The following is a 22,223-nucleotide window of genomic DNA, read 5'->3' as shown; positions in this document are numbered from 1 at the left end:
TCCCTTCGACGCGTTCGTGCTGTGCCATTATCGTTCCTCCTGTGTTCGCGTGAATCTTGTTGCACGGTGGGCGTGCGCCTCACAAACTGCCGACGGCGTAAGAGCCGGCTTCGAGTCGCGTTGCCAACCAGGATCGAATGGATTGGTCAAGGCACATACAACGCGTCGATCGCATCGACGTATTTGCTGTGGATCACCCGGCGTTTGAGCTTTGCTGTCGGAGTCAGTTCGTCGCTGTCCGGAGTCCATGCCGTGGGGAGCAGCGCAAACCGCTTGACCTGCTCGTTGCTGTTCAACCGATCGTTGGCGCGATCGACCGCAGCTTGTACCTCTTGGCGGATCTCTGCGGATTCAACCAACTGTGCGAGTGGTGCATCGCCGAGTCCGAGACGAGCCGCGTACACGGGCACCGCCTCCGGGTCCAAGGTGATCAAAGCCGTCACGTAGCGACGGCCGTCACCGATAGCGACCACCTGGCCGATCAGCGAACTCTCGCCACGCACTGTGGATTCGATCAAGGCCGGCGACATGTTCTTTCCCGCCGAGTTGATGATGATTTCCTTCTTGCGGTCGACGATCGCGACGTACCCGTCGGCGTCGATGGTCGCGATGTCCCCCGTGTGGAGCCAGCCCTCGATGTCCATCGTCTCGGCGGTCTTCTCAGGGTCGTTCCGGTAACCCACCATATTGCCGTCGAAACGGCACAGCAGTTCTCCGTCGTCGGCAAGGGACACTTCCACTCCGGGCAACGGTTTTCCAGCGGTCCCTGTTTTGAAGTCGTCGACCCGATTGAAGATGTTCAGCGACACCTCGGTCGCTCCATAGGCTTCGAGCAGCGGCACGCCGATTGCGCGGAAGAACTGGACCACCTCAGGCGCGCAAGGCGCGCCACCGATGTAGGCAGCCTTGATCCGGTCGAGTCCGAGTCGAGCCACAATCGGCTGCAGCAGCTTCACAACGCCGGGGCGCTCCCACTCCAGCTCATCAGCCACCGCGGAGCTGACGTCGCTACCAGCGTCGACAGATCGGACCCATCTGAGTCCGAGATCGACGGCATTCTTCATTTCCCGACGCACTCCCTCGTCGGGAACTGCCTCGATCAATCCCTCCACAGCTACCTGTAGCTTCTCCCAAAAGCGCGGTGGGGCGAAGAAGGCGTCGGGGCGTGCATCGACCAGGCAAGCGGGAACCTCCCAGATGTCCGGACACGCAGTCAGAGAGGCGCCGTGGATCAATGCCATATAAAGCGCGTTGATGCGACCACCCGCATGCGCCAGCGGCAAGAACGACACAATAGCCTCGGACGGAAGTGGCAGAGCGGCCGCCAGCGCACGCTGCTGTGACATCACCGTGTGGTGCGACCACTCCACCCCCTTTGGCGGCCCGGTGGTTCCGGAGGTGTAGATCATCGTGGCCAGGTCCCCCGGCAACACTTCGCGCCAAGCAGCGTCGAAGTCGAAGTCGGGATCACCGGCAGCAACCACAGAATCGAGGGTCTCCATTGTGTCGTTGCCGTCCACGACAACAAGATGTGCAACCCCGGAACCGACCTCGTCTATTGCACGTCGTGTCTTGGCGAGGGCTTTGCGCTCCGTCACGATCACACGCGCCCCCGCGTCACTCACCTGGAAGGCAATCTGAGAAGCCGACGAACTGTTGAAGATGTTGAACGGCACCGCACCGATATGAGCCGCGGCGTAGTCGATGACATGTGCATCGATGGAATTGGGCAACAGAAGTGCCAGCGTGTCGCCGCGTTGCAGACCCAGCGCGCGCAAACCCGACGCGACCCTACGAACACGAACTCCCAGCTCCGACCAGGTCAGTTCCGTTTCACCGCCGAGTGAACGGAGCGCGACCCTGTCGGCAAACGCCACCACGGCTCGTTGAAAGGCCTCGGGTACGGTCGTGCCCTCTACCGGGGCACCCCAGTCCCGCCTACTCTGCTCGACCACTGCCGAATTCATGCTCATAGCGTCGCCCTTCGATGCTCGATTCGACCGTCAGTACACTCGCCGGATGTATCCGTATTCGGACAGGCCGTATCCGAATTCGTTGTCGGGCCCCACGAACCCGACGACCTCGTCGAACGCAGCGAACGTCGGACCGTTCCGCTTGGGCAAGCCGATCGGGCACCAGCCACCCCATACACGCTCATCGCGCGCGAGTGTCCGACTGGTTCCGTCCTCGAGATCCACGGTCACCTCGTATGCGAAGCCGGCGCGATCCTTCGGCAGGTGCACATCCGTGATCATGATGGTCTCCGTCTCGTTGACGAGGGCCCCTCCAGTCTTCTGACGACCGTCGGGGTGCACGTGCTTGATCACCGAAACGGCGTAGTCGTCGAACGTCGCCCACAGGTAGAAGTACTCCGGGAACTGCTCGGAATCATCCCGATATCCCCACGTTCTCGTCCGGAATCCGAGAGCGTCGATGTCGTAGTCGACACCGTCCAACTGCAGACGTCCCTTCAGAGTCAAGCCGCTCTGGAAGTGCTGTAGCGGTTCCTGATCCGCCAGGGCCGGAATGGAGCCGCCCGGACCGTAGTTGATGGCACCGAACTGCGGGGCCATCGTCAACGTGCCCTTCAGCCGTTCGTGCTTATACTCGATGGTGCCTTCGAGATCGAACTCGGCCGAGTCGCTGGAGAAGTGAGTCGCCTGCGGGGGAAGTTCCTCGATGAGGTCGAACTCCTTGCCTCCGAGTGCGATGTTGGCCTGGACCTTGGTGGTCGGATGGTTGGGCGAACCATTCCAGTGAAGAAATCCGTATGATGCAGACTTCGGATCCCAGAATGCAATGTAGATGTGGTCCTTCCACGGCTGCCTACCCTCCTCGATCGTCTCGAGGGCCGGATGGCTGAGCGGTCCCCACACAGGGTCGCGATCGTATTCGAACTGGAGGGCACTCTTCGCATCGGTGACTGTCATTGGTGGTTACCTTTCGTCTTCTGGTGGAGGTCTTCTGTTCAGAGGAGATTGTCTGCGCGGGAAAGGATCTCGACAGTTCCCTTCGCGCCGTCGACCCTCAGGAGATCACCTGTGGAGACGGTGCGGCTGGCGAGTTTCGTGTTGACCACGCAGGGAATTCCCAGCTCCCGAGCCACGACCGCGGTGTGACTCATGACTCCGCCGATATCGGCGATCAGCGCGGATGAGAGGAACATGAGCGAAGCCCACGCCGGATCAGTGTCTCGCGCAACGAGGATCTCACCTTCTTCGAGGTGTGCATCCGTGGGGCGGAGAACGACGCGAGCGCGCCCTTCCACGGCACCGGGGCTCGCCGGCGTTCCCTCGATGAGCTCGATCGCCGCGCGTTCGCTGGGATCGATCTGCTCCGGTATGCCCTGCCAGGCATCGGGCACCTCGAACGTCTGATAGCGAGCTCGAATCTCCCTCCGCTCGTGAACAAGCATGCGCGCATTGCCCGGGGGAGTACCGATCACTTCGTCGCGAGTGAGATAGAAGACGTCCTCGACATCGTCGATCACGTTCTCGGCCACAAGGAATTCACCCATACGCCGAACGACGGACCGCGCAACATCCAGCGCCTGCAGGAAGGAGACCTTGGAGATGCCTCGCATGGGCAAATAGGTGGACGCCAGCTTCAGAACGAAACGTGCCCACGATCGTCGCCTCGCCGGGAGCGCTTGCAGGAAACGATCTTCGAGCCCAACTCGGCGCTCGAAACGACGATCTTCGGCATCGTGGGGATTCTCGCTGTCCGGCCGAAGCCTGTAGGCGGCGGCTTGCGCGAGGACCATCGAGGGATCTTCACGCCAGGTCCTATTGGAAAGCTCGCCTTCCTGCCACCCGTGGTATCCGTGCTTGGAAAGGAAATGATCCAGCGTGATTTTCTCGCGCGACAGGTCCCACATGTCTTTGACCAGTTCGGATTCCTCGTGACCGCCGTAGCCGGCGACCAGCTCGTGCGCCGATACCTCCGACTGCTCGGCCGCCAGCGCCCCAAGTAGCTTACTAACGGTCGCAAATGCGCCCATCGTGAGCCGGACCTGTAGACCGAGGCTCAAGCTGAAGTGGTTGTACGCCTCCTCGATCAGTTCCTCTACCTCGGAGCGCGAGGACTGCTCGAGGTCCGCCAGCGACGATCGCCAGAACTCCTCGACTCGGGCGCGGTTCTTTCGCATCAGCGGCGGCACGGCGAGAAACTGTGTCGGCATCTTGGCCAAAGCGCGCGGATAGTACGTGCGGTTGCGCTGGCTCGTCATACTTCCCGGGAGCGAGGAGAAGAACTGCATCACCAGTGCTTCTCCGCTCATGCCGGGAACTCGGTCAGCCCACTTTCCGAGTAGATCGACCCGCATCGCACAGCGGCCGTAGAACAGGCCGAGGATCCATTCCTTCCGATCGGCCGGGGTGCGCGCTTCGGAAGCGGACAGTGCACCAATGTGATGAAAGTGATTGCGCAATGCGTACTCACCCCCTGGTCCGAAGTAAGACCACGTCATCGGCGTTTCGACCCCGGGGATCGACTCCTGGATATTCGTCACCGTCCACAGGGCAGAAGTGTCGCCCATACCGTGCAGGACGTTTACTTCGTTGGGGTCGACGAGAACAGAACCGGTTGCGGCGTCTGGTGCACGCCGCTTGCCCTCACGGCTCCACACCGTCTCGGGCCGGGTCTGCAGCAGGACGAGAACGCGCTTACCCTCCGCTCCAGGCGCCAGGGCCCACTCGATGTCCTGAGGCGATCCCAGAACGCTCTCGATATGCGCACCCAGCTCGGCGATCTCACGAAGTTCGGTGTCTGTGATCGACGGGCGATTCCGTTCGTCGTCGGGAACGTCGACCAGTTCTACTGTGTCGGACGATTCGACGAAGCGATGTGCGTGTGCCTTCTCCCGAACCTCGGAACGTGCTGTGGTGAACGTGTCACGGTCCACCCAGAAACTGTCCGAACCGGTGTCACCCTTGACGACACCCTCCCCCAGTCCGTACGCCGACTCGACGTAGATCTGCGAACGATCTCCGGTCGCGGGATCCAACGTCATCATTACCCCGGCAGCCTCCGCGGGCACCATCCGCTGAACCACCACGGCCATCGCAAGATCGTCCACCGGGACCGCGAATCGAGAGCGGTACCCGATCGCCGCCGCAGCGAACAAGCTACCCCAACAACGCAGTACATGGTCGACGACCGAGTTCGCGCCGTGGATCCACAGATACGTGTCCTGCTGGCCTGCGAACGAGGCTTCGGCAGTATCCTCCGCGGTGGCACTCGATCGCACGGCAACGGGCGTGCTCGGGGCACCCAGGCTCGCATATGCAGATTCGATCTCCGCAACCACATCGGGGAGCATCTTGTCCCGCGTGAACAGAGCGCGAATGCCCTCTGACGCCGTAGTCAACTGTTCATGCGTTCGAGCACCCTCGGCCAGTTCTGAGATGCGCGCCCTCACATCGCCCGAGATGCTCGAGCGGTATGCCTCCGTGGTGACCACGAATCCTTCGGGAACCATCAGATCGTGCGACATCAACTGCGCCAGTCCGACAGCTTTACCGCCCGTCAGGGTCGTCGAGTCGGAGCCACATTCATCAAGTTTGAGTACGTACTTCATTGATCCTCCGGTAGGTCGTGACGACTTGGGGTGCGCCTCGTGTCCTCCATAGGACCGGGCGGCGGAAACCGCAGACATCCGCCATGGCCTGCGTCACTCACCAAGAAACGTGCTGCATGTGATGAAGATCGTAACTAGTAATCTTCATCACGTCAACGATCATTCACAGGTATGCGGTACTGAGCACATCGGCCCGCAGCTGCGAGGCAGTGCAGTTGCCGATTTTCGGCCTCGACATCGCATCTCTGAACGCTATCTGGGGTGCGATGATCAGAGGCGCGACCTTCCAGGCTCGCGATATTTGAAGGCGATTCTGATGTGAATGATCGTTCCGCCGGTGTGCGGCGCAGATGCCATGCAGGTCATACGGTCGGAAGGTTGTCGGACCGCCCCAACTCGGTTCGGGCTCCCCATTGCGAGGCCGCAAGCCCCGGCCCCGCTCTCATTCCTTCACGAAGCGATGAGCGCAGCTGCCCACAGGATGGTCGACTCCAGCGGGGACCTGGCCCCGCGACGACACGCATCCAATGCCTGGCGCGACATCGGTCGATATCGCGGCTCGTCGAGTCCCGCCCCTGCCACGGATGCGACGGACGGTTGACACACAGTCACGACCGGCCATATATTTGAGACGACCAAGCTAATAATTAGCGAGCTGCGACTCCGCTCAGCCTGAACCACGCAGCGCCCACGAAGGAGTCATGCGTGTCAGCATTCATGATCCAGCACGAAGGGAGTACAGAGTGACCACCACCTCTCGAGGGCTGATTGCCGAGAGCGAATCGAGCAGCGATCTGCTCGGGGATGCATTGCGCGATGCCAACATCCCCACTCTCGTCGCAGTACTTGCTCATCTCACCGAAGACGACAAGTGGCTGCACAAGCCCTACGCCCCAGAACGAGCCAGGGGCCTCGACGACAACGACGACGGAGGCCTTCCGGCTGAGATTCAGGACGAGATTCGTCAGGCCGTCCATGCGGCTGTGGCGGACTTCGAGGCGGGACTTCTGATCCCAGCCGATCCCAGCCCGGACCGCATCACCGAAATTCTCAGCGCCGTCCTGCACGAGCCGGTTCCGACGGCGTATGGCCCGCTTCTCAGCGAGGAGCTGGGTATCACCAGCCGGTCGGTCGCCCTCACGACACCGGCGGCCGGTACCGGATTCAAGGTCGGCATCATCGGCGCAGGAATGTCGGGCATTGCAGCGGCACGGGAACTAGAGGCTTCCGGCATCGAGTACGAGATCCTCGAGAAGAACGACGGTGTCGGCGGAACGTGGTTGGAGAATTTCTATCCGGGCTGCGGTGTCGATACACCGAGCAGTCTGTACTCCTACTCGTTCGCCCCGAAGAGCGATTGGTCGCGCTACTTCGCCAAACGCGGCGAGGTCAGCGCCTATTTCGAGGATGCGGCCGAGGCCGCTGGAATCCTTGGCAATGTTGTGTTCGGGCTGGAGGTTCAGTCCGCGACCTACGACGCGGCCCTGAGCAACTGGACCGTCATTGCTCGTGATCGAGCCGGCGAAGCAATCGAGCGCACCTACACCGCGCTCATCTCTGCTGTCGGTCAGGTGAACCGTCCCAGTATCCCCGACATCGAGGGCGCCGACACGTTCCGGGGCGACACGGTGCACACCGCGACGTGGAACGCAGACCTCGATCTCAGCGGGAAGAGGGTCGTGGTCATCGGAACTGGCGCGAGCTCGATGCAGCTCGTGCCGGCCATCGCGGACCAGGTGCAGGACGTCACCATCTTCCAGCGCTCCAAGCACTGGGTTCTGCCCCACCCCAACTACCAGCGATCCGTTGCGGATGAAGTCAAGCTCGCCAACGACTTGGTGCCCTTCTACACCCGGTGGTATCGACTTCGCGCTTTCTGGAACTTCGGCGACCGTCTACACGAATCGCTGGTGATCGATCCAGAATGGCCGCATCCCGACCGTTCGATCAACCGAATCAATGACAGCCACCGGGAATTCTTGACCGGATACGTCAAGAAGCAACTCGGTGATCGCCTCGATCTCCTCGACGCCACGCTGCCGACCTACCCCCCTTACACTAAGCGCCCGCTTATTGATAACGGCTGGTACCGGACTCTCACCCGCGACAACGTGCACCTGGTCGAGTCCGGAGTCGTGCGGATCACCGAGACGGGTGTCGTCGCGAGCGACGGATCCGTCCACGATGCCGACGTCATCGTCTACGCGACCGGATTCAAGATCCAGCAGTTCCTCTACCCGATGGAGGTCCGCGGCAAGTCGGGTCGAACCCTTCGGGAAGTGTGGGGACCCGACGATGGGCGGGCCTATCTTGGTGTGACGGTTCCTGACTTCCCCAACCTGTTCATCTTGAACGGCCCGAACACCTTTGCAGGCCACGGAGGTAGCGCAATCCTCGCAACAGAGTTCCAGCTGCGTTACGCGCTGCAAGGAATCGAGCGGCTCACTTCGGGGGCGGCGAAGTCCGTCGAGGTTCGCCAAGATGTGTGCGATGAGTACAACGAGAAGGTCGATACGACGATGACCGGAATGATCTGGTCACACCGAGGTACCAAGTCGTACTTCAGGAACGACGCGGGGCGTGTGGTTGTCAACAGCCCGTGGAAGTACATCGACTACTGGCGCATGTCGCTGGAGTATCAGCCCAGCGAGTACATCGAGACCCGTTGACACGACGACGTACGGCCCGATCGAGACGATCGGGCCGTACGTCGTTGCGGTCGAGACTCACCCCGTGCAGGTGCTCAGCTGAATGTCGCTCAGCGATGAGCACTGCTCGCAATCGGTCGAGTCAGTGCTCATCGCTCCCTGCGAGGACGCGAACGAGGAAATCGTTCAGTGCAGCAGGGTTCTCGAACATCGGGTAGTGACCGACAGAGGGCAGGACGTCGAGTGTGGAAGCGTGCAGGCGCGCCTGCAACCACTCGGCTCCAGCAGGCGAATGTACCCGGTCCCGCTCACCGACGATCTGCGCCACTTGCATCGTGGTGCGGTCGATCATCTCGATCTGGTCTGTTGCATACATCGCTCGGAAGCATGCAACTGCCGACCACGACGGCATGTCCAGAAATATTCCGGTCAGGAAGTCGAGCACCGCGTCCTCGGGTTCGACGGCGAAACCAGCTGCGAGCGTCGCACGTCGGCTGACGACACGGTTGGCACGCTCGGCCGAGATCAGCGCACCGCTCATCTTGTCGCCGTCCGCTCCGAACGGGAACCTGTCGCTACGGCCCGCCCGCACTGCATTGCTACCGACCAACATCAGTTTCGCCACTCGATCCGGCTTGCAGGCAGCAATGTTGAAGGCGACCATGCCACCGAACGAGTGTCCGACGAGTGAGAACCGTTCGACGCCGACCCCGTCCAACGCCTTGATGACCAGTTCGGCCTGGTTCGCGGTGGAGTAGCCGTCCAGCGGCTTGCTGGACTGCCCGGTTCCGAGAAGGTCCACGCAGATCACTCTGTGGCTCTCCACCAGGTGCTCGACCTGGCCGTCCCAGATGCGGTGGTCGAGGCCGAACCCGGCAATGAACACCACCGCCGGGCCGCTCCCGATGGCGTGCACGTTCAGGGCGAGACCGTCGCCCACGCCGACGGCCGTCACCGGATCCGTCGCTGACCGGTTGCGTTGCCGTCCTGAATCATGCCGATTCCGCCTTACGGAAATCGAATCCCTGCGCGATGATGACCTTCATGATTTCGCTCGATCCGCCGTAGATTCGGCTGACGCGACCGTCGAGGTAGAACTGCCCGACGATGTCGTCCGCGTTGTAGTGTGACAGTCCGAGAACTCTGGTGCATCGATCGACCACGCGTCCGTGCAATTCGGTCGCATATAGCTTCGCGATCGCCGCGTCGAGCGGATCCAGGCGACCTGCGATCAGGGCCTCGAGCGAGCTATCCATCAACGCCTGGCCGGCCGCGGTCTCTGCGCGGCATGCAGCGAGTGCAAACTTCGCGCGCTGATCGGGTGACGTTCCAGCGAGTGCTGCAACGGTGGCGTCGATAGTCGCCCGGGCCGAGGCCTGAGAGTTCAGCGCGATGGACAGTCGCTCCTGCGCAAGGTTGAACGTGAGCATGGAGAATCCGTCGTTCTCGTTGCCGAGGAGATTCTCGATCGGGACCCGCATGTCGGTGAACGACAACTCTGCCAGGTCCTGGGCGTGCAGGCCGAGCTTGTTCAGCCTCCTGCCTCGCTTGAATCCCGGCGTGTCTGTTTCCACCACAATGAGGCTGATCCCGTTTCGTCCCGCGCTCGGGTCCGTCTTACAGGCCAGCACGATGAGGTCTGCCCCACCCCCGTTCGAGATGAAGGTCTTGGATCCGTCGATCACGTAGGCGTCGCCGTCCCGGCTGGCGCGCGTTGACATCGCTTTGAGGTCCGACCCGGCGCCGGGTTCTGAAATACCGAGCGCGACCACAGAGTCCCCGGACACAAGACCCGGCAGCCATCGCGCGCGCTGCTCCGCGTTCGCGTACTCGAGGAAATAAGGCATCGCGATGTCGGTATGAATTCGAAGGCCACCCAGCGCGAACCCGAGCCGCTGGGCCTCCTCGGTCACTACCGCGCTGTACCTCAGATCCGAGTCGGGCAGTCCGCCGTACTCCGTCGGCACGCCGATTCCGAGGATGCCGAGTTCACCCGCGCGCTTCCAGAACCACCGCGGCGGCATTCCATGCTCTTGCCAGTTCGGGTAGTCCGGCAGAACCTCGTCGGTGAAGAACTTCCGAATCATGATCCGGAACTGCTCGTGTTCGTCGCCGAAAACACCTCTGTCCATCAGCTTTCCTTTCGACCGGGGCGGGGCGACTGGCGCAGGCGGCTCACGATTACTCTGCCGTCCTGGTCGACGGTACCGCTCCGAAGACGCTCCACGTCCCGTTGAACTTCGTGCAAAGCTGCCCTTTTCGGTCGAGGACATCGATCTCGACGAAGAGCAACGTCTTGCCGCCCCTGACGACGCGGCAGTCCAGCTGGAGACCTGGAAACGCGGGTCGTAGATACTCTGCATGAAGCGTCGCCGTGGCCGGCAGCGCCCGCTCGCCGAGCGCAGCGACGGCCGCGATGCCGCCCGCCTGGTCCGCGGCCGCTGCAACCAGCCCGCCGTGCACAGCCGAGTTGGGGTTGAGAGGCCACGGTGACTCGTCGAGAAACGCGGTGGCGGTTCCAGGGCCGACAGAGGTGACTCTCAGGCCCAGGCATCGGGATGCCGGTAGATTGCTTGCCCACGTCGGCCATGCGCTCCAGTCGTCGGTCGACGGAGCAAGAAAGGCCGAGTCGAAGCTCGGGGTGGTGTCGATATGCTTTGTCATCGGAGTGTTTTCCTTCTCAGCTGGCTCGTTCTGATCGGCACGACTCCACGAGTCCTCCGCTGCTGTCTGCTCCGCAACACGGTTGCGAAGGGCACATTCACCGGCTGACGCGTGTCTCGCCGGCTATCTCGAGAAGACCTGCATCACGTGCCACCGTCTCGGTCAGACCGGGCAGTGCGTCGACAACGAGCCGGAAGTAGCGCGCGGCCGCATAGGCATGGGAGATGGGATATTCCAGCATGTAGCCGTAGCCGCCATGCAGCTGTAGACCGACGTCCGCGCACTTCTCGAAGATCGCGGCACCTGAGCGGGCAGCAGAAAAGGACTCGGCCGATCTCGCAGGGAGATCGGCGGGAATCGACGCGAGAGCCGTGTGGTACCCGGTGACGGTGAGCAGTTCCGACTGAATCTCCGCGATGACATCCCGGGTGTTGTCGAACAGAGCAACCGGGCGGCCGAAGACCGACCTCTCGTTTACGTACTCGACCGTGCGGTCGATACAGAACCGTGCCGCAGCAACGGCAATTCCGCCGACCAGCAACGACGCGCCGGCGACCAGCGACTCGGCCGCGGCAGGATCTAGGATGTCGCTGTCTCCCACCTCCACGCCGTCGAATGTCACATCTCTCGTGGCGGATTCCGATGCGCCGAGCAGCGTCGTGGATTCGCGAATCGAAGCAGCGTCGGACGGGACGGACGCGACCCGCAGGGAGCCGTCGTCACCGGTTGCCAACACGACGAGTATGTCGGCGCCGGCTGCTCCGGGTACAGCGGTTGCGACACCGCCCAGACACCATCGGTCCGCACGCTGCGTGATCGACACACCGCCCGACAGGCCCGCCACCGTCAGTACCTTCTCGCCGATCGATGCGGCGCGCAAAAGGATCTCGCGATCGGCTCCGCGGTAGTACGAGGCCAGCGTGGGGGCGGCTACATCTGAATGCAGACCGAGCGTCCAGGCAAGGCCGAACGCACCCGAACCGACGATCGCTCTACTCGATAGTTGACCGAATCGGCGGTCTAGAATGCCGAAGCCCCCGAAGTCGCGGGGCGTCCGCACACCGAGGAGACCGGTATCTCCAGCCTTCCGAAAGAACTCGGCCGGAATCGAGGATTCCTCACGCCACCGTTCGAGATTGTCGCTGATCTCTCGACGGACGAACTCCTCCGCGGCCTCCAAGAATGGGCCGCTGTCCTCCTCGAAGACCAGTTCGGGGTCTGCGCTACCGTTCATCGACGCCATGTCTCACTTCCCAGACCACACGGGAGATCGCTTCTCCACGAAGGCTCGCGCACCTTCGGCCGCATCGCTGGAGCTGCGGACCACGCTGGTAATACGGCCCTGTCGTTCAAACATGTCATTCACCGTCCAATCATCGGATTCCGTGATGATCTGCTTGGACGCGCGCACGGCCAGCGGCGCGTTGGCCGCAATCGTGGAAGCCAAGTCCAGCGCCGCCTTCGTAGCCATGCCCTCGGCAACGACATCGGTGACCAGACCCAGTGCCTGCGCCTGCGTCGCGGTGATCGGTTCCCCGGTCAACGTCATGTGCAGCGCGACATTCCGGGGCACCCGCCGCGGCAGACGCAAGAGACCTCCCGCCGCAGCAACGAGGCCACGCTTGACCTCCGGAAGACCGAACATCGCGGTGTCTGCGGCGACAATGAGATCGGCGGCCAGCGCGATCTCGAATCCGCCGCCGAGCGCCTTGCCCTCGACCGCCGCGATAGTAGGCTTGGACGGTGGCACCTCGACGATTCCGAAGGCACCGCGCCGGTCGGTGATCGGGCGCTCACCCGTCGCGCTGAATGCCTTCAGATCCATGCCGGCGCAGAACACCGACCCGCTCCCTGCAAGAACTATCACGCGCACGTCAGGATCGGACTCGGCGTCGTCGATCGCCTTCTCCAGAGCAAGCGCAGTTGGCCGATCTATCGCATTGCGTACGTCCGGGCGGTCGATCGTGACGACCGCGATATGGTTCGCCACTGCCAGGTGGATAGCCTCGCTGCTCATCGCGGAGGCATCCGGATCGCGCCGTCGAGCCGGATGGTCTCGCCATTCAAGACACTGTTGTCGATGATGTGCAGCGCGAGCTTCGCGTACTCGTCGGGTTCACCCAACCTGCTGGGGTGCGGAACGGCGGAAGCGAGTGATCCACGGACCTCGTCGGACAGCCTGTTGAGCAACGGCGTATCGAAGGTGCCCGGAGCGATCGTGCAGACCCGGATGCCCTTGCCCGCCAGGTCACGTGCCGCAACGAGGGTAAGTCCGACCACGCCTGCCTTCGCAGAGGCATAAGGAACCTGTCCGATCTGGCCCTCGAATGCGGCTACGGATGCGGTGAGGATTGCAACGCCACGGTCTCCGTCGAGGGGCTCGTTTCGCGCCATGCTTGCCGCTGCCAGTCTCAGGACGTTGAACGTTCCGATCAGATTGATGGAGATTACTTCTGAGTACAACTCCAACGAGCCGGGATTTCCGTCGCGGTCGACGAGTCGAAGCGCCCCGCCCCGCCCCGCACAGTGCACGAGGGTCCGAAGCGGGCCCCGCGCCTCGGCGGCGTCGATCGCTGCCTGGACTTGTTCGGGATCACGGACGTCAGCCGCGATGAACTGCGCGGCGTCGCCCCGCTCGGCTGCGATCTGCGCACCGTTCGAGGATGGGAGGTCGACGATGACGACGTGAGCGCCACCCGCAATCAAACGATCGGTGGTTGCCAAGCCGAGCCCGGAAGCACCGCCCGTCACCAACGCAACTGTGTCAGTGATCTGCATGAATCTTGTACCCTTTCGACTGTGTCGGCTCCGGATTTCGGTAGCCGGAGCGAGGATCGGCAGAGATGCCGATTCGTCAAATGCGCTCGATGAGAGTGGCGTTCGCCATTCCGCCGGCTTCGCACATCGTCTGCAACCCGTATCGGCCGCCGGTGTCTTCGAGCGCGTGCAGCATGGTGGTGAGTAGACGAGCCCCTGAACCACCGAGCGGATGGCCCAGTGCGATGGCCCCGCCCCGCGGGTTGAGCTTGGCCTGATCCACCCCGAAATGATCCGCCCATGCGAGCGGCACGGAAGCGAAAGCCTCATTCACCTCGAAGTGATCGATATCCGAGATCCCGATTCCGGCGCGTGCCAGAAGTTTCTCGGTGGCCGGAATCGGCCCGGTCAACATCGAAATGGGGTCATCGGCGGCGACCGCGAACGAGTGGAACCGTGCACGGGGGGTCAACCCCAATGCGGTGGCCCTTTCCTCGCTCATGATGAGCACGGCAGCGGCGCCGTCTGTGAGCTGCGATGAGTTGCCCGGCGTGACCGACCAGTTGATCTCGGGGAATCGAGTAGCGGTGGCCTCGTCGTAGAACGAGGGCTTCAGCGTCCCGAGCTTGTCCACGGTGGTGCCCGGACGAATCGTCTCGTCCTGGTAGACGACTGTCGTGCTTCCATCCGGCTCTTCGACCGTGATCGGCACGATTTCGCGACGGAAGTCGGACGCGGCGGCCCGACTGTGTGAGCGCGCCGAGAATTCGTCCAGGGCCTCTCGATCGATCTTCCACCGGGATGCGATCAACTCGGCGGACACGCCCTGGGGAATCAGACCCGGCGCGTAGCGTTTCGCGACCGAAGGCCCGTACGGATCCTGGCCGATTCGGGAAGTGAACATGGGAATGCGACTCATGGATTCGACCCCGCCGGCGACAACGATGTCGTACGCCCCCGCGATGATGCCCTGCGCGGCGAAGTCAGCAGCCTGCTGACTGGATCCGCACGCACGATTGATCGTCACTCCAGGAACGTTCTCTGCCAACCCGGCCGCCAGCCATGCGAAACGGCCGACGCCGCCGGATTGCTCGCCGACCTGGCTGACGCAACCCGCGATGACGTCGTCTACGAGCGACGAGTCGAGCCCGTTGCGATCGATCAGCTGTCCGAAGACCTGACTGAGAAGCTCCACCGGATGCAGTCCTGAGAGTGCACCTCCCGGCTTGCCGTCCTTAGGCGCTTTGCCCTTCGCCATGGGCGAGCGAATCGCGTCCACGATCACCGCTGTGGTCATCTCTCGGAACCTGCCGTTCGTCCGTTGGTCATGTTCAGACCTCTTCTATCGATTGTCTAGAGCCGCATTGCCTGCGCCAGGATTCTCGGGTGTGCGTTCGATCCGTTGCGCAGCCGTCCACGAGCCACTGGCCGAGACGACGAAGCGACCCGAGGGACACGAGCGCGGCATGCCTCGAATGTAATGTGCCCACTGACGAATGTCAACGATCGTTCACGCACACCGAAGGGAAGGAGAACTTCCGAAATACGAGCTCATTTGCGCTTTACTGCGACTCGAGCAGCGACGAGGCCGATACTCGATCGGAATATGTGACCGATCGTTTCCAGTCTTGATGGCGATACGGTTAGCTGGACGAGACCACGGCAAGTTCGGTCCAGACCCACTCCTCGCCGCGCTCGACGGCGCTGCGGGCGACCAGGCGAGCCCATTCAGTCTCGGGCAGCCCCGCGTCTCGCCACGCCCACAGCTTCACAGTGAATCGGTGCAGGGGATACTCACTCGTCACACCCATCGCACCGTGAAGTTGGTGCGCGAGGCGGGCGGTTTCGGTGGCGCACCGCGCGGCGACCACCCGGGCCGAGAATATCGGGGTCGCCGAACCCGAGAACTCCCCCGGCCACGCCGACAAGGCCGACTCGAGGGCAGCTTCGCCCTCGAGAACCTTCGTTCGAATCGTCGCGAGACTCCCTGCTACTGCGGGAATCTTGATCAGCGGTGCCCCGAATTGCTCGCGCGTCTTCACGTATTCTCGCGTCAGCTCGTACGCACCCCGGACCGCGCCGACGAGGGCTGCCGACTGCATAAGGGCGAAACGTGCCCTGATCGCCTCGGGGGAGGGTGCGTGGTCGAGAACCTCGCGGCTTCCGCTTGATCCGACTGTGACGGTGTCGTCGGGGGTGCCCGACAAGTCGACGCATTCCTCGATTCCGACGGCGGAGTCGTCCGTACGGACCAGCACCGGACGTCCGGCTCGCGGACACAGGACCACGACGCCGGCGTGGCGACCCCAGACCACCGACCGAATGCTCAGCCCGTCCGCCAGCAATTGCTCTTCGGTGAGATCGGTCAGGACGGCAGTCGGCACTCCGCTCCCGTCCACAGCGGTGCCGGATTCGCCGAGTATCCAACGAGCCGTATTGATCTCGATGATCGGCAATCCTTGCCCGTGCCGGGCCAAGGCCTCGACGATCACCACGAGATCGTCGACGGATCCGCCGGACCCGCCGCAGCTCTCGTCGACCGCGACGGCCCCGAGCCCCAATTCCTCGACTTTCGCCCACAAGTCCGGTGATGGACCGGACTCGGCGGCCGGCGCTGCCGCCACCAGATCCGCGATCAGCTCCTGAAGTGACTCACGCTCGGTCATGCTCGCGCCTCCTGCTTGGCAATGATGGACAGCAACACGTCCGCCGCCCCACCCCTGATACTGAATCCAGGCGACGCCAGCAGCGCCTGTCCGAAAACACTGTCTGGACGTGAGTCGTTGCCGCTCAACAACTCACGCGCAACAGAAATGACGTCGCGCTCGAACTCATTACCCAGCAGCTTCAAAGTTGCCGCCTCTTGGACGGGCGCCTTTCCCTGGTCGAGACTTCGCGCCACGTTCCAGCAGAGCCGGCGCAGTGTGCCGAGTCGCGCCAATAACGTGCCGAGCTGCGTCAGTGCAGCAGGCTCGTCGGCGTGTGAGCAGGCATCGATCATCGCCGAGAGGACAGGGTAGGTCGACAGGACACGCTCGGCACCGCCCCGCTCGAACGACAGCTGTTCCACGACCTGGCGCCATCCTTGCCCTTCCACACCGATCAGGCGGTGTTCGGGAATGAACACGTCATCGAAGGCGACCTCGTTGAAGTGGTGTTCACCGGCCATGTCGACGATCGGTGTCACCTCGATACCGGACTCGGACATGTCCACGACGAACTCGCTCAGCCCGTCGTGTTTGCGCTCCGCCTTCTCGGTCCTCGCCAACACGTACGCGTGTGTGGCCTTGTGGGCGCCACTGGTCCAGATCTTTCGCCCGGTCAACCGCCACCCGCCCTCCGTGCGGTGGGCGACGGTCCTCACGGCCGCCAGATCGGAGCCCGCACCGGGCTCACTCATCCCGAGGCAGAACAGATTCTCCGCCCGGGTGATGCCCGGCAGAATCTCGTCCTTCAAGCGATCCGATCCATGCCTGAGAATCGACGGCCCGATCTGCCGATCGGCGATCCAATGCGCCGCAACCGGCGCGCCGGCCCGCAGAAGCTCCTCGGTAGCCGCCAGACGAGCGACATTGCTACGTTCACCGCCGCCGTATCGGGCCGGCCATGTCATGCCGATCAGCCCGCGCGCAGCGAGTTCCTTGCTGAACTCGAGGTCGAACGAGCGCACCCAGGAGTCGCTGCGTGGCTCGAACAGCCCACGTCGATGCCACTCCTCGGTCAGTGCACGAACGGTGGAACGGATCTCGTCCAGCTCACGATCAGCGAAGACGATGTCGGTAGTCGCCATTGACGACACACTCCTAGGGTCGGACCAGCTATCGGCGCTGGAATACGGGATCTCGGCGTTCCTTGAATGCCGCGAACGCCTCCGCGGAATCCTGCGTCGACAACACGACGGCTTGGTGCGAGGAGATGGAATCGAGGGCGGAGGTCAAACTCTGGTCCAGTCCCTGGTAGACGGAACGCTTGATCATCTCTACCGCTATGGGCGCGCGAGCGGCAATGGTCTCGGCCAACGTGTAGGCCTCACCGAGAACCGACTCGTCGTCGTGAACCTCGCTCACCAGGCCGAGCGCGAGTGCGCGGTCCGCGTCGACGAACTCTCCCGTCCACAACAAGCGCAACGCGTCGGCGACACCGATGATCCGCGGCAAGTAGTAGCAGCCGCCGTCACCGGGAACCAAGCCGACTCGGATGTAGCCCTCGGAGAATCGCGCGGAGCGCCCTGCCAGCCGGATGTCGCACATGAGCGACATGTCCATGCCGGCTCCGACTGCGACGCCGCGCACCACCGCGATCACCGGCTTGGGCAAGGCCGCCATGGCATGCGCCACCTGATGGACGCGGTCCGTCAGCAGTTCCTTCTCCTGAAGTGGACCCCTCGTCTCACCCTTGAAGGCATCGAGGTCGACACCAGAGCAGAAGGCATCCCCCGCTCCGGTCACCACGACCACCCGCACCCGATCGTCAGCCGCCGCACTCTTGAGCGCGGCGGCCCACTCATCCACCATCTCCAGGGTGAAGGCATTCTTTCGGTGCGGGCGGTTCAGCAGGATCGTCGCAACGGCGCCGTCCACGCTGTACTGCAGATCACTCACGTTCTGCTCCCATTCATCCAAGATCGTCCCGGTCCCCGCCTGCTGCGGCCGAGATCCCTCCGCGATCTTTGAGACAACCATTCTCACAATTATGGGAGGGGGTGTCAAGGACGAACAGAACGATCGTTCACCTGGGTTGGATCTACGCAAATAAAGCCAGACCTGGAGCTACAGCACCACGCCCCAGGTCTGGCAAAACTAGTGGCGCCGGCCCCCACGAAACTCCGATACGCCTCGCTGCCCGGCGGCGCTGGCGCTGACACGCTCGACGAGTCCGCGCTCGACCTCGAGCGCGTCTTCGAGTGACAATCCCGCACCCCGCGTCACGGCGGCCCGTATCAGTTGCTGCGGCACCGACTCGGATGCAAGAAATTGCCCGAGGAACACCTCGGCCTGGCCGATGGGGTCACCATTCGATACGGCGTCGACGAGACCGATACGTAGCGCGGTGGGGGGCATCGACAGGATCTCCCGACAACAGGATGCGTAACGCCCGAGACTCGCCGACGAGTCTCGGCAGCAGCTGCGTTCCACCAAAACCCGGCATCAAATTCATCTTGATCTCGGGCAAACCGAGCGAAGCGTCCGCCGCCGCCATCCGGAAGGTGCACCCCATCGCCACCTCGAGCCCGCCGCCCAACGCCGGGCCGTTGATCGAGGCGACGATGATCTTCGGGAAGTCCCGCAGTCGGAGCGCGAGCGCGTGCATGCGTCGGACCCTGGCCATCGGCTCGACCCCGAGTTCGTGCAGGTCGGCCCCAGCACTGAACGCACGCCCAGCACCGGTCAGAATGGCCCCTGCGAACGCGTCGGATCCCGCAACCACGTCGAGCGCGCAATCCAGCGCGTCCAGCAGAGGTGTGTTCAGCGCATTCAGCGATTGCGGTCGATTCAAGGTCAACACCGCGATACGCGCGTCACTGGCCCGCGACACCGTCACGAGCCCGGACGGCCCCATCACGCCGTTCTCAGGCACCACACCGCTACCTCACCCTGGCCGATATTGGCTCACAGGAAGGCCGCCTTCACACCCTCGTCCAAGAAGCGGGGGCCATGGACGTATGCGGCGACAGCAGACGCATAACGCCCGGTTTGCTGGAAGTTCTGCGCCAGCCAGAGACATCCGATGTGGCGCCAGACGTGCGACCAGACCTCGAAGAACTTCATCGCGTCAGGCGCCGGGGCGATGCCACCGGCGGCGACATACCGTTCCACGAACTCGTTCCAGGGCATCACAGGCTCCACCGATGGCTTGAGATACGCCAGTTCCTCGGCCGGGTCGCCGACGTGCGCAGCCTCCCAGTCGAGCACCGCCGACACGTGCGAATCCCGCACCAGCAAGTTGGAGAACGCGGCATCGCCATGAATAAGCGCTCTGCGCGGCGGCTCCGCCGGAATGTGTGATTCGAGCCATTGGAGTAGCGCCTTCAGCACCGGCTCGATCTCGATCCCCCGCTTGTCGAGTGTGTCCTTCTGCCAGGTGATCATTGCGTTGAGTTCGTCGGGAGTGCTCCGCGGCGAGATCGGTGCGTTCACACCGGCCGTCGGCAATTGGTGCAGTGAGGCGTACAGATCTGCCATCTCCAGACACAGCTCGCGAGATGCTCCCTCCTGTCCCCATACATCGCCGATGTTGGCTCCGGGTGCACGCTCTGTTGCGAAGAACGCGCCACCGAGTTCGTTCTCGGCTGTCTCGATCCACAACGGTCGGGGTGCCGGCAACCCATGGCCATGTACGAACGTCAATACATCGAACTCCGGGCTCAGCGAACTGGCCTTTCGTCCGCGCGGAATCTGCCGAAGCACGATCTCTTGGTCGATTCCGTTCAGCGTGCAGTTCACCAGCAGGGTCACCTTCGAGAACCCGCCAACGAGTGTCCGCACCGCGTGGGCGCGGTCCTCCGAGCCGGGACGCCGACGCTGCAGATATGCCGTCACCTCTTCGACTGTCGGCGGCTTCGGTGGCGTTGCGGCCTGGATCGCGGCCGCGGATTCACCGGCGTCGAAGGTCGGCCCTTTTCGTGCGTCCAGCAGGCGGCGGACGGCAGCCCCCAGGGACGGGTCCGGCTCATTCCGTACCGATGGAGCATCTCGCAGCCGAGCCTCGGCGTCGGCCACTTCGGCTCTGTCCATCGTGAGCTGCGACCGGACCCAGCGCAGGAGCTGACCAGAATTGTTCAGTCGTGCGGACAACCCAGCATCCGTCGTGAGTCGCCCGACCTCGACCAGTTCGTCCGCTATGGACGCTGCCAACGCTGCGAGCAGAGATTCGTCCACGTCCCCGATCGGTCGCGATTCGACGTGTGATGTCATCAGCGTCTCCTGACGATGATGCCGGCGGAGTCCCGGTCCCACGTCGATGCGGTCCGGCCGTCGGCACGCAACAAGTGTTTGGTGATCTTGCCGGTCGGGGTCTTGGGAAGCTCATCTCTGAACTCGATGAACTGGGGCACTGCGAAGTACGGCACGTGGTCGATCGCCCAGAGGCACAGCTCTTCCTCGGTCAGTACGGCGTTCTCCCGGAGCACCACCGTCAGCTTCAGGCAGTCTTCGGCGATCCCGTCGCTGATCGCGTGTGCTGCAACCTCGCTCACGGCGTCGTGGCGCATGAATGCGCGCTCGATCTCGAAGCTCGAGATGTTCTCGCCGCGGCTACGAAGGTAGTCCTTCTTGCGATCGACGAAGAACAGGTAGCTTCCCTCGATGCGACCGAGGTCGCCCGTGTGCATCCACAGGTTCCGCCAGGCTTTCATCGTGTCTTCGGGACGGCGCCAGAATCCTTCGAACATCACGTGCGGCTTCCGGGGGCGGTAGGCGATCTCGCCAATCGACCCTTCGGGAAGGACATTGTCGTCGTCGTCGAGGATCACCACCTCGAAGGCGTCGCTGTCGATTCTGCCGCAGGATCCATCGGGAGGGGTCGGCTCGCCGTAATATCCGGTGCTGATTCGCACGCCCTCGGACTGCCCGTATGCGTGCGAGTTGAAGTAGTGGACCCCGAATCGCTCCTTCCAGATGTTGGCGATTTCGGGTGCGGCGTATCCGGTGACGGCACGCAGTTGCCCGATGCATCGTTTCATCTCGGGACTGTCCGGCGCCTTGGCCATCAAGGGATAGATCGCCGAGAGCAATCGAACGTTTGCGGCGCCCGAACGCTCGATCTCGGACCAGAAGGAAGAAACGGAGAATCGCTTGCCGATCGCGATGCGGGAGTGGGAGAGAATCGCGCTCATGGTGGTGTCGACCGCGGCCATGTGGAACAGCGGCAGGCAGGTGTACATGATCTCGCCGGGTAGGGGGGGGACCGTCGCATTCGACTGATATCCCTGATGGCAGATGTAGTTGTGGCTGACCATGCATCCTTTGGACGGTCCCGTGGTCCCCGAGGTGTACATGAGAAACGCCAGATCCGACGGCTTCGCTTCGAAGGCAACGGGTTCGGTGTTGCGACCGCGGTGCTCGTCGAGCAGTGCCAGCGGCACCGACATATCAGGTGCAGTCCCGGAGTTGCCCCGCTGCAGGACCAGCTCCACGTTCTCGAGGTCATTGCTGACCGCAGCTACATTCGCGAGGTAGTCCGCCTCTGTGATGACGATTTTTGCGAGTGAGTCCCGAATTTGATGACTGAGGAACTCCCCTCGATACGCGGTGTTCAGCGGCACCCAGATTCCGCCGATCTTGTTGACTGCCAACCAACTCACGATTTGATCGATGTTGTTGTCCAGAATTGTCGCCACCGTTTGCCCAGCGGTGATCCCGAGCCGGGACAGTTCGTGCGCGAAGGCGTTCGTCAGACGGTCCACCTCGCCGTAGCTGTACAGGTCGCCGTCGAAGTCCAAGAACACTTGATTCGGCGCTGCTGCCACTGCACGTGCCAGCGCATCCAATACGGTATCTGTCGTGTGGACCGTACGGGACGGCGCAAGTTCTTGCTCGAGCACGTTGATCTCCTCTGAAGAATGATTGTGACGCGGC

Annotated in this window: 17 protein-coding genes; 1 reads left to right on the top strand and 16 read right to left on the bottom strand. The window is 62.9% G+C overall.

The window, feature by feature from the left end:
- Nucleotides 1-146: 146 nt before the first annotated feature.
- From P3H15_RS09700 to P3H15_RS09690, 3 genes are read right to left on the bottom strand one after another with little or no spacing between them, the layout of a single operon-like run.
- Nucleotides 147-1,967, bottom strand: a complete 1,821-nt coding sequence (locus P3H15_RS09700) for a long-chain fatty acid--CoA ligase (protein WP_276137023.1) — start codon at nucleotides 1,965-1,967, stop codon at nucleotides 147-149.
- Nucleotides 1,968-2,003: 36 nt separating this feature from the next.
- Nucleotides 2,004-2,930 (bottom strand): hypothetical protein, encoded by a 927-nt coding sequence (locus P3H15_RS09695; protein ID WP_276137022.1) that lies wholly within the window; start codon nucleotides 2,928-2,930, stop codon nucleotides 2,004-2,006.
- 38 nt (nucleotides 2,931-2,968) lie between these two features.
- On the bottom strand, nucleotides 2,969-5,578 hold the full coding sequence (locus P3H15_RS09690) for a PEP/pyruvate-binding domain-containing protein (RefSeq protein WP_276137021.1): 2,610 nt from the start codon (nucleotides 5,576-5,578) through the stop codon (nucleotides 2,969-2,971).
- Nucleotides 5,579-6,321: 743 nt separating this feature from the next.
- Here P3H15_RS09690 and P3H15_RS09685 point away from each other — a divergent pair.
- A complete protein-coding gene (locus P3H15_RS09685) occupies nucleotides 6,322-8,247 on the top strand; it encodes an NAD(P)/FAD-dependent oxidoreductase (RefSeq protein WP_276137020.1) in 1,926 nt (641 codons plus the stop codon).
- 121 nt (nucleotides 8,248-8,368) lie between these two features.
- On the opposite strand, the gene P3H15_RS09680 is transcribed toward P3H15_RS09685, so the two are convergent.
- From P3H15_RS09680 to P3H15_RS09620, 13 genes are all read right to left on the bottom strand, one after another.
- Nucleotides 8,369-9,181, bottom strand: coding sequence for an alpha/beta fold hydrolase (locus P3H15_RS09680; protein WP_276137019.1), 813 nt, complete (start codon nucleotides 9,179-9,181; stop codon nucleotides 8,369-8,371).
- Nucleotides 9,182-9,218: 37 nt separating this feature from the next.
- Entirely contained in the window at nucleotides 9,219-10,358 is a 1,140-nt protein-coding gene (locus P3H15_RS09675) for an acyl-CoA dehydrogenase family protein (RefSeq protein ID WP_276137018.1), read from the bottom strand.
- A gap of 49 nt (nucleotides 10,359-10,407) precedes the next feature.
- Entirely contained in the window at nucleotides 10,408-10,890 is a 483-nt protein-coding gene (locus tag P3H15_RS09670) for a PaaI family thioesterase (protein ID WP_276137017.1), read from the bottom strand.
- Nucleotides 10,891-10,987: 97 nt separating this feature from the next.
- Entirely contained in the window at nucleotides 10,988-12,133 is a 1,146-nt protein-coding gene (locus P3H15_RS09665) for an acyl-CoA dehydrogenase family protein (protein ID WP_276137016.1), read from the bottom strand.
- A gap of 3 nt (nucleotides 12,134-12,136) precedes the next feature.
- Nucleotides 12,137-12,907 (bottom strand): crotonase/enoyl-CoA hydratase family protein, encoded by a 771-nt coding sequence (locus P3H15_RS09660; protein WP_276137015.1) that lies wholly within the window; start codon nucleotides 12,905-12,907, stop codon nucleotides 12,137-12,139.
- Nucleotides 12,904-13,668 carry an SDR family NAD(P)-dependent oxidoreductase gene (locus tag P3H15_RS09655; RefSeq protein WP_276137014.1) on the bottom strand — a complete coding sequence of 255 codons (765 nt, stop codon included), beginning with the start codon at nucleotides 13,666-13,668 and terminating at the stop codon, nucleotides 12,904-12,906. Before P3H15_RS09655 ends, P3H15_RS09660 begins: the two co-directional genes overlap by 4 nt.
- 76 nt (nucleotides 13,669-13,744) lie before the next feature.
- Nucleotides 13,745-14,944 carry a thiolase family protein gene (locus P3H15_RS09650; RefSeq protein ID WP_276137013.1) on the bottom strand — a complete coding sequence of 400 codons (1,200 nt, stop codon included), beginning with the start codon at nucleotides 14,942-14,944 and terminating at the stop codon, nucleotides 13,745-13,747.
- A gap of 346 nt (nucleotides 14,945-15,290) precedes the next feature.
- Complete coding sequence (locus P3H15_RS09645; RefSeq protein WP_276137012.1) at nucleotides 15,291-16,313, bottom strand: acyl-CoA dehydrogenase family protein; 1,023 nt, start codon at nucleotides 16,311-16,313, stop codon at nucleotides 15,291-15,293.
- Nucleotides 16,310-17,437 (bottom strand): acyl-CoA dehydrogenase family protein, encoded by a 1,128-nt coding sequence (locus P3H15_RS09640; protein ID WP_276137011.1) that lies wholly within the window; start codon nucleotides 17,435-17,437, stop codon nucleotides 16,310-16,312. The genes P3H15_RS09645 and P3H15_RS09640 overlap by 4 nt, the downstream gene beginning before the upstream one ends.
- 28 nt (nucleotides 17,438-17,465) lie before the next feature.
- Nucleotides 17,466-18,248, bottom strand: coding sequence for an enoyl-CoA hydratase/isomerase family protein (locus P3H15_RS09635; protein WP_276137144.1), 783 nt, complete (start codon nucleotides 18,246-18,248; stop codon nucleotides 17,466-17,468).
- A gap of 406 nt (nucleotides 18,249-18,654) precedes the next feature.
- Nucleotides 18,655-19,188: an enoyl-CoA hydratase/isomerase family protein gene (locus tag P3H15_RS09630; RefSeq protein WP_276137010.1), complete on the bottom strand. Its 534-nt coding sequence runs from the start codon at nucleotides 19,186-19,188 to the stop codon at nucleotides 18,655-18,657.
- A gap of 68 nt (nucleotides 19,189-19,256) precedes the next feature.
- A complete protein-coding gene (locus P3H15_RS09625) occupies nucleotides 19,257-20,102 on the bottom strand; it encodes a phosphotransferase family protein (RefSeq protein WP_346348768.1) in 846 nt (281 codons plus the stop codon).
- 458 nt (nucleotides 20,103-20,560) lie between these two features.
- Entirely contained in the window at nucleotides 20,561-22,189 is a 1,629-nt protein-coding gene (locus tag P3H15_RS09620) for an AMP-binding protein (protein ID WP_276137009.1), read from the bottom strand.
- Between the last annotated feature and the right edge of the window lie 34 nt (nucleotides 22,190-22,223).

Source organism: Rhodococcus sp. T2V (genome assembly GCF_029269925.1).
GTDB lineage: Bacteria > Actinomycetota > Actinomycetes > Mycobacteriales > Mycobacteriaceae > Rhodococcus_F > Rhodococcus_F koreensis.
The sequence above is the reverse complement of the archived record's forward strand: the minus strand, read 5'-3'. Positions and strand labels throughout refer to the sequence as shown.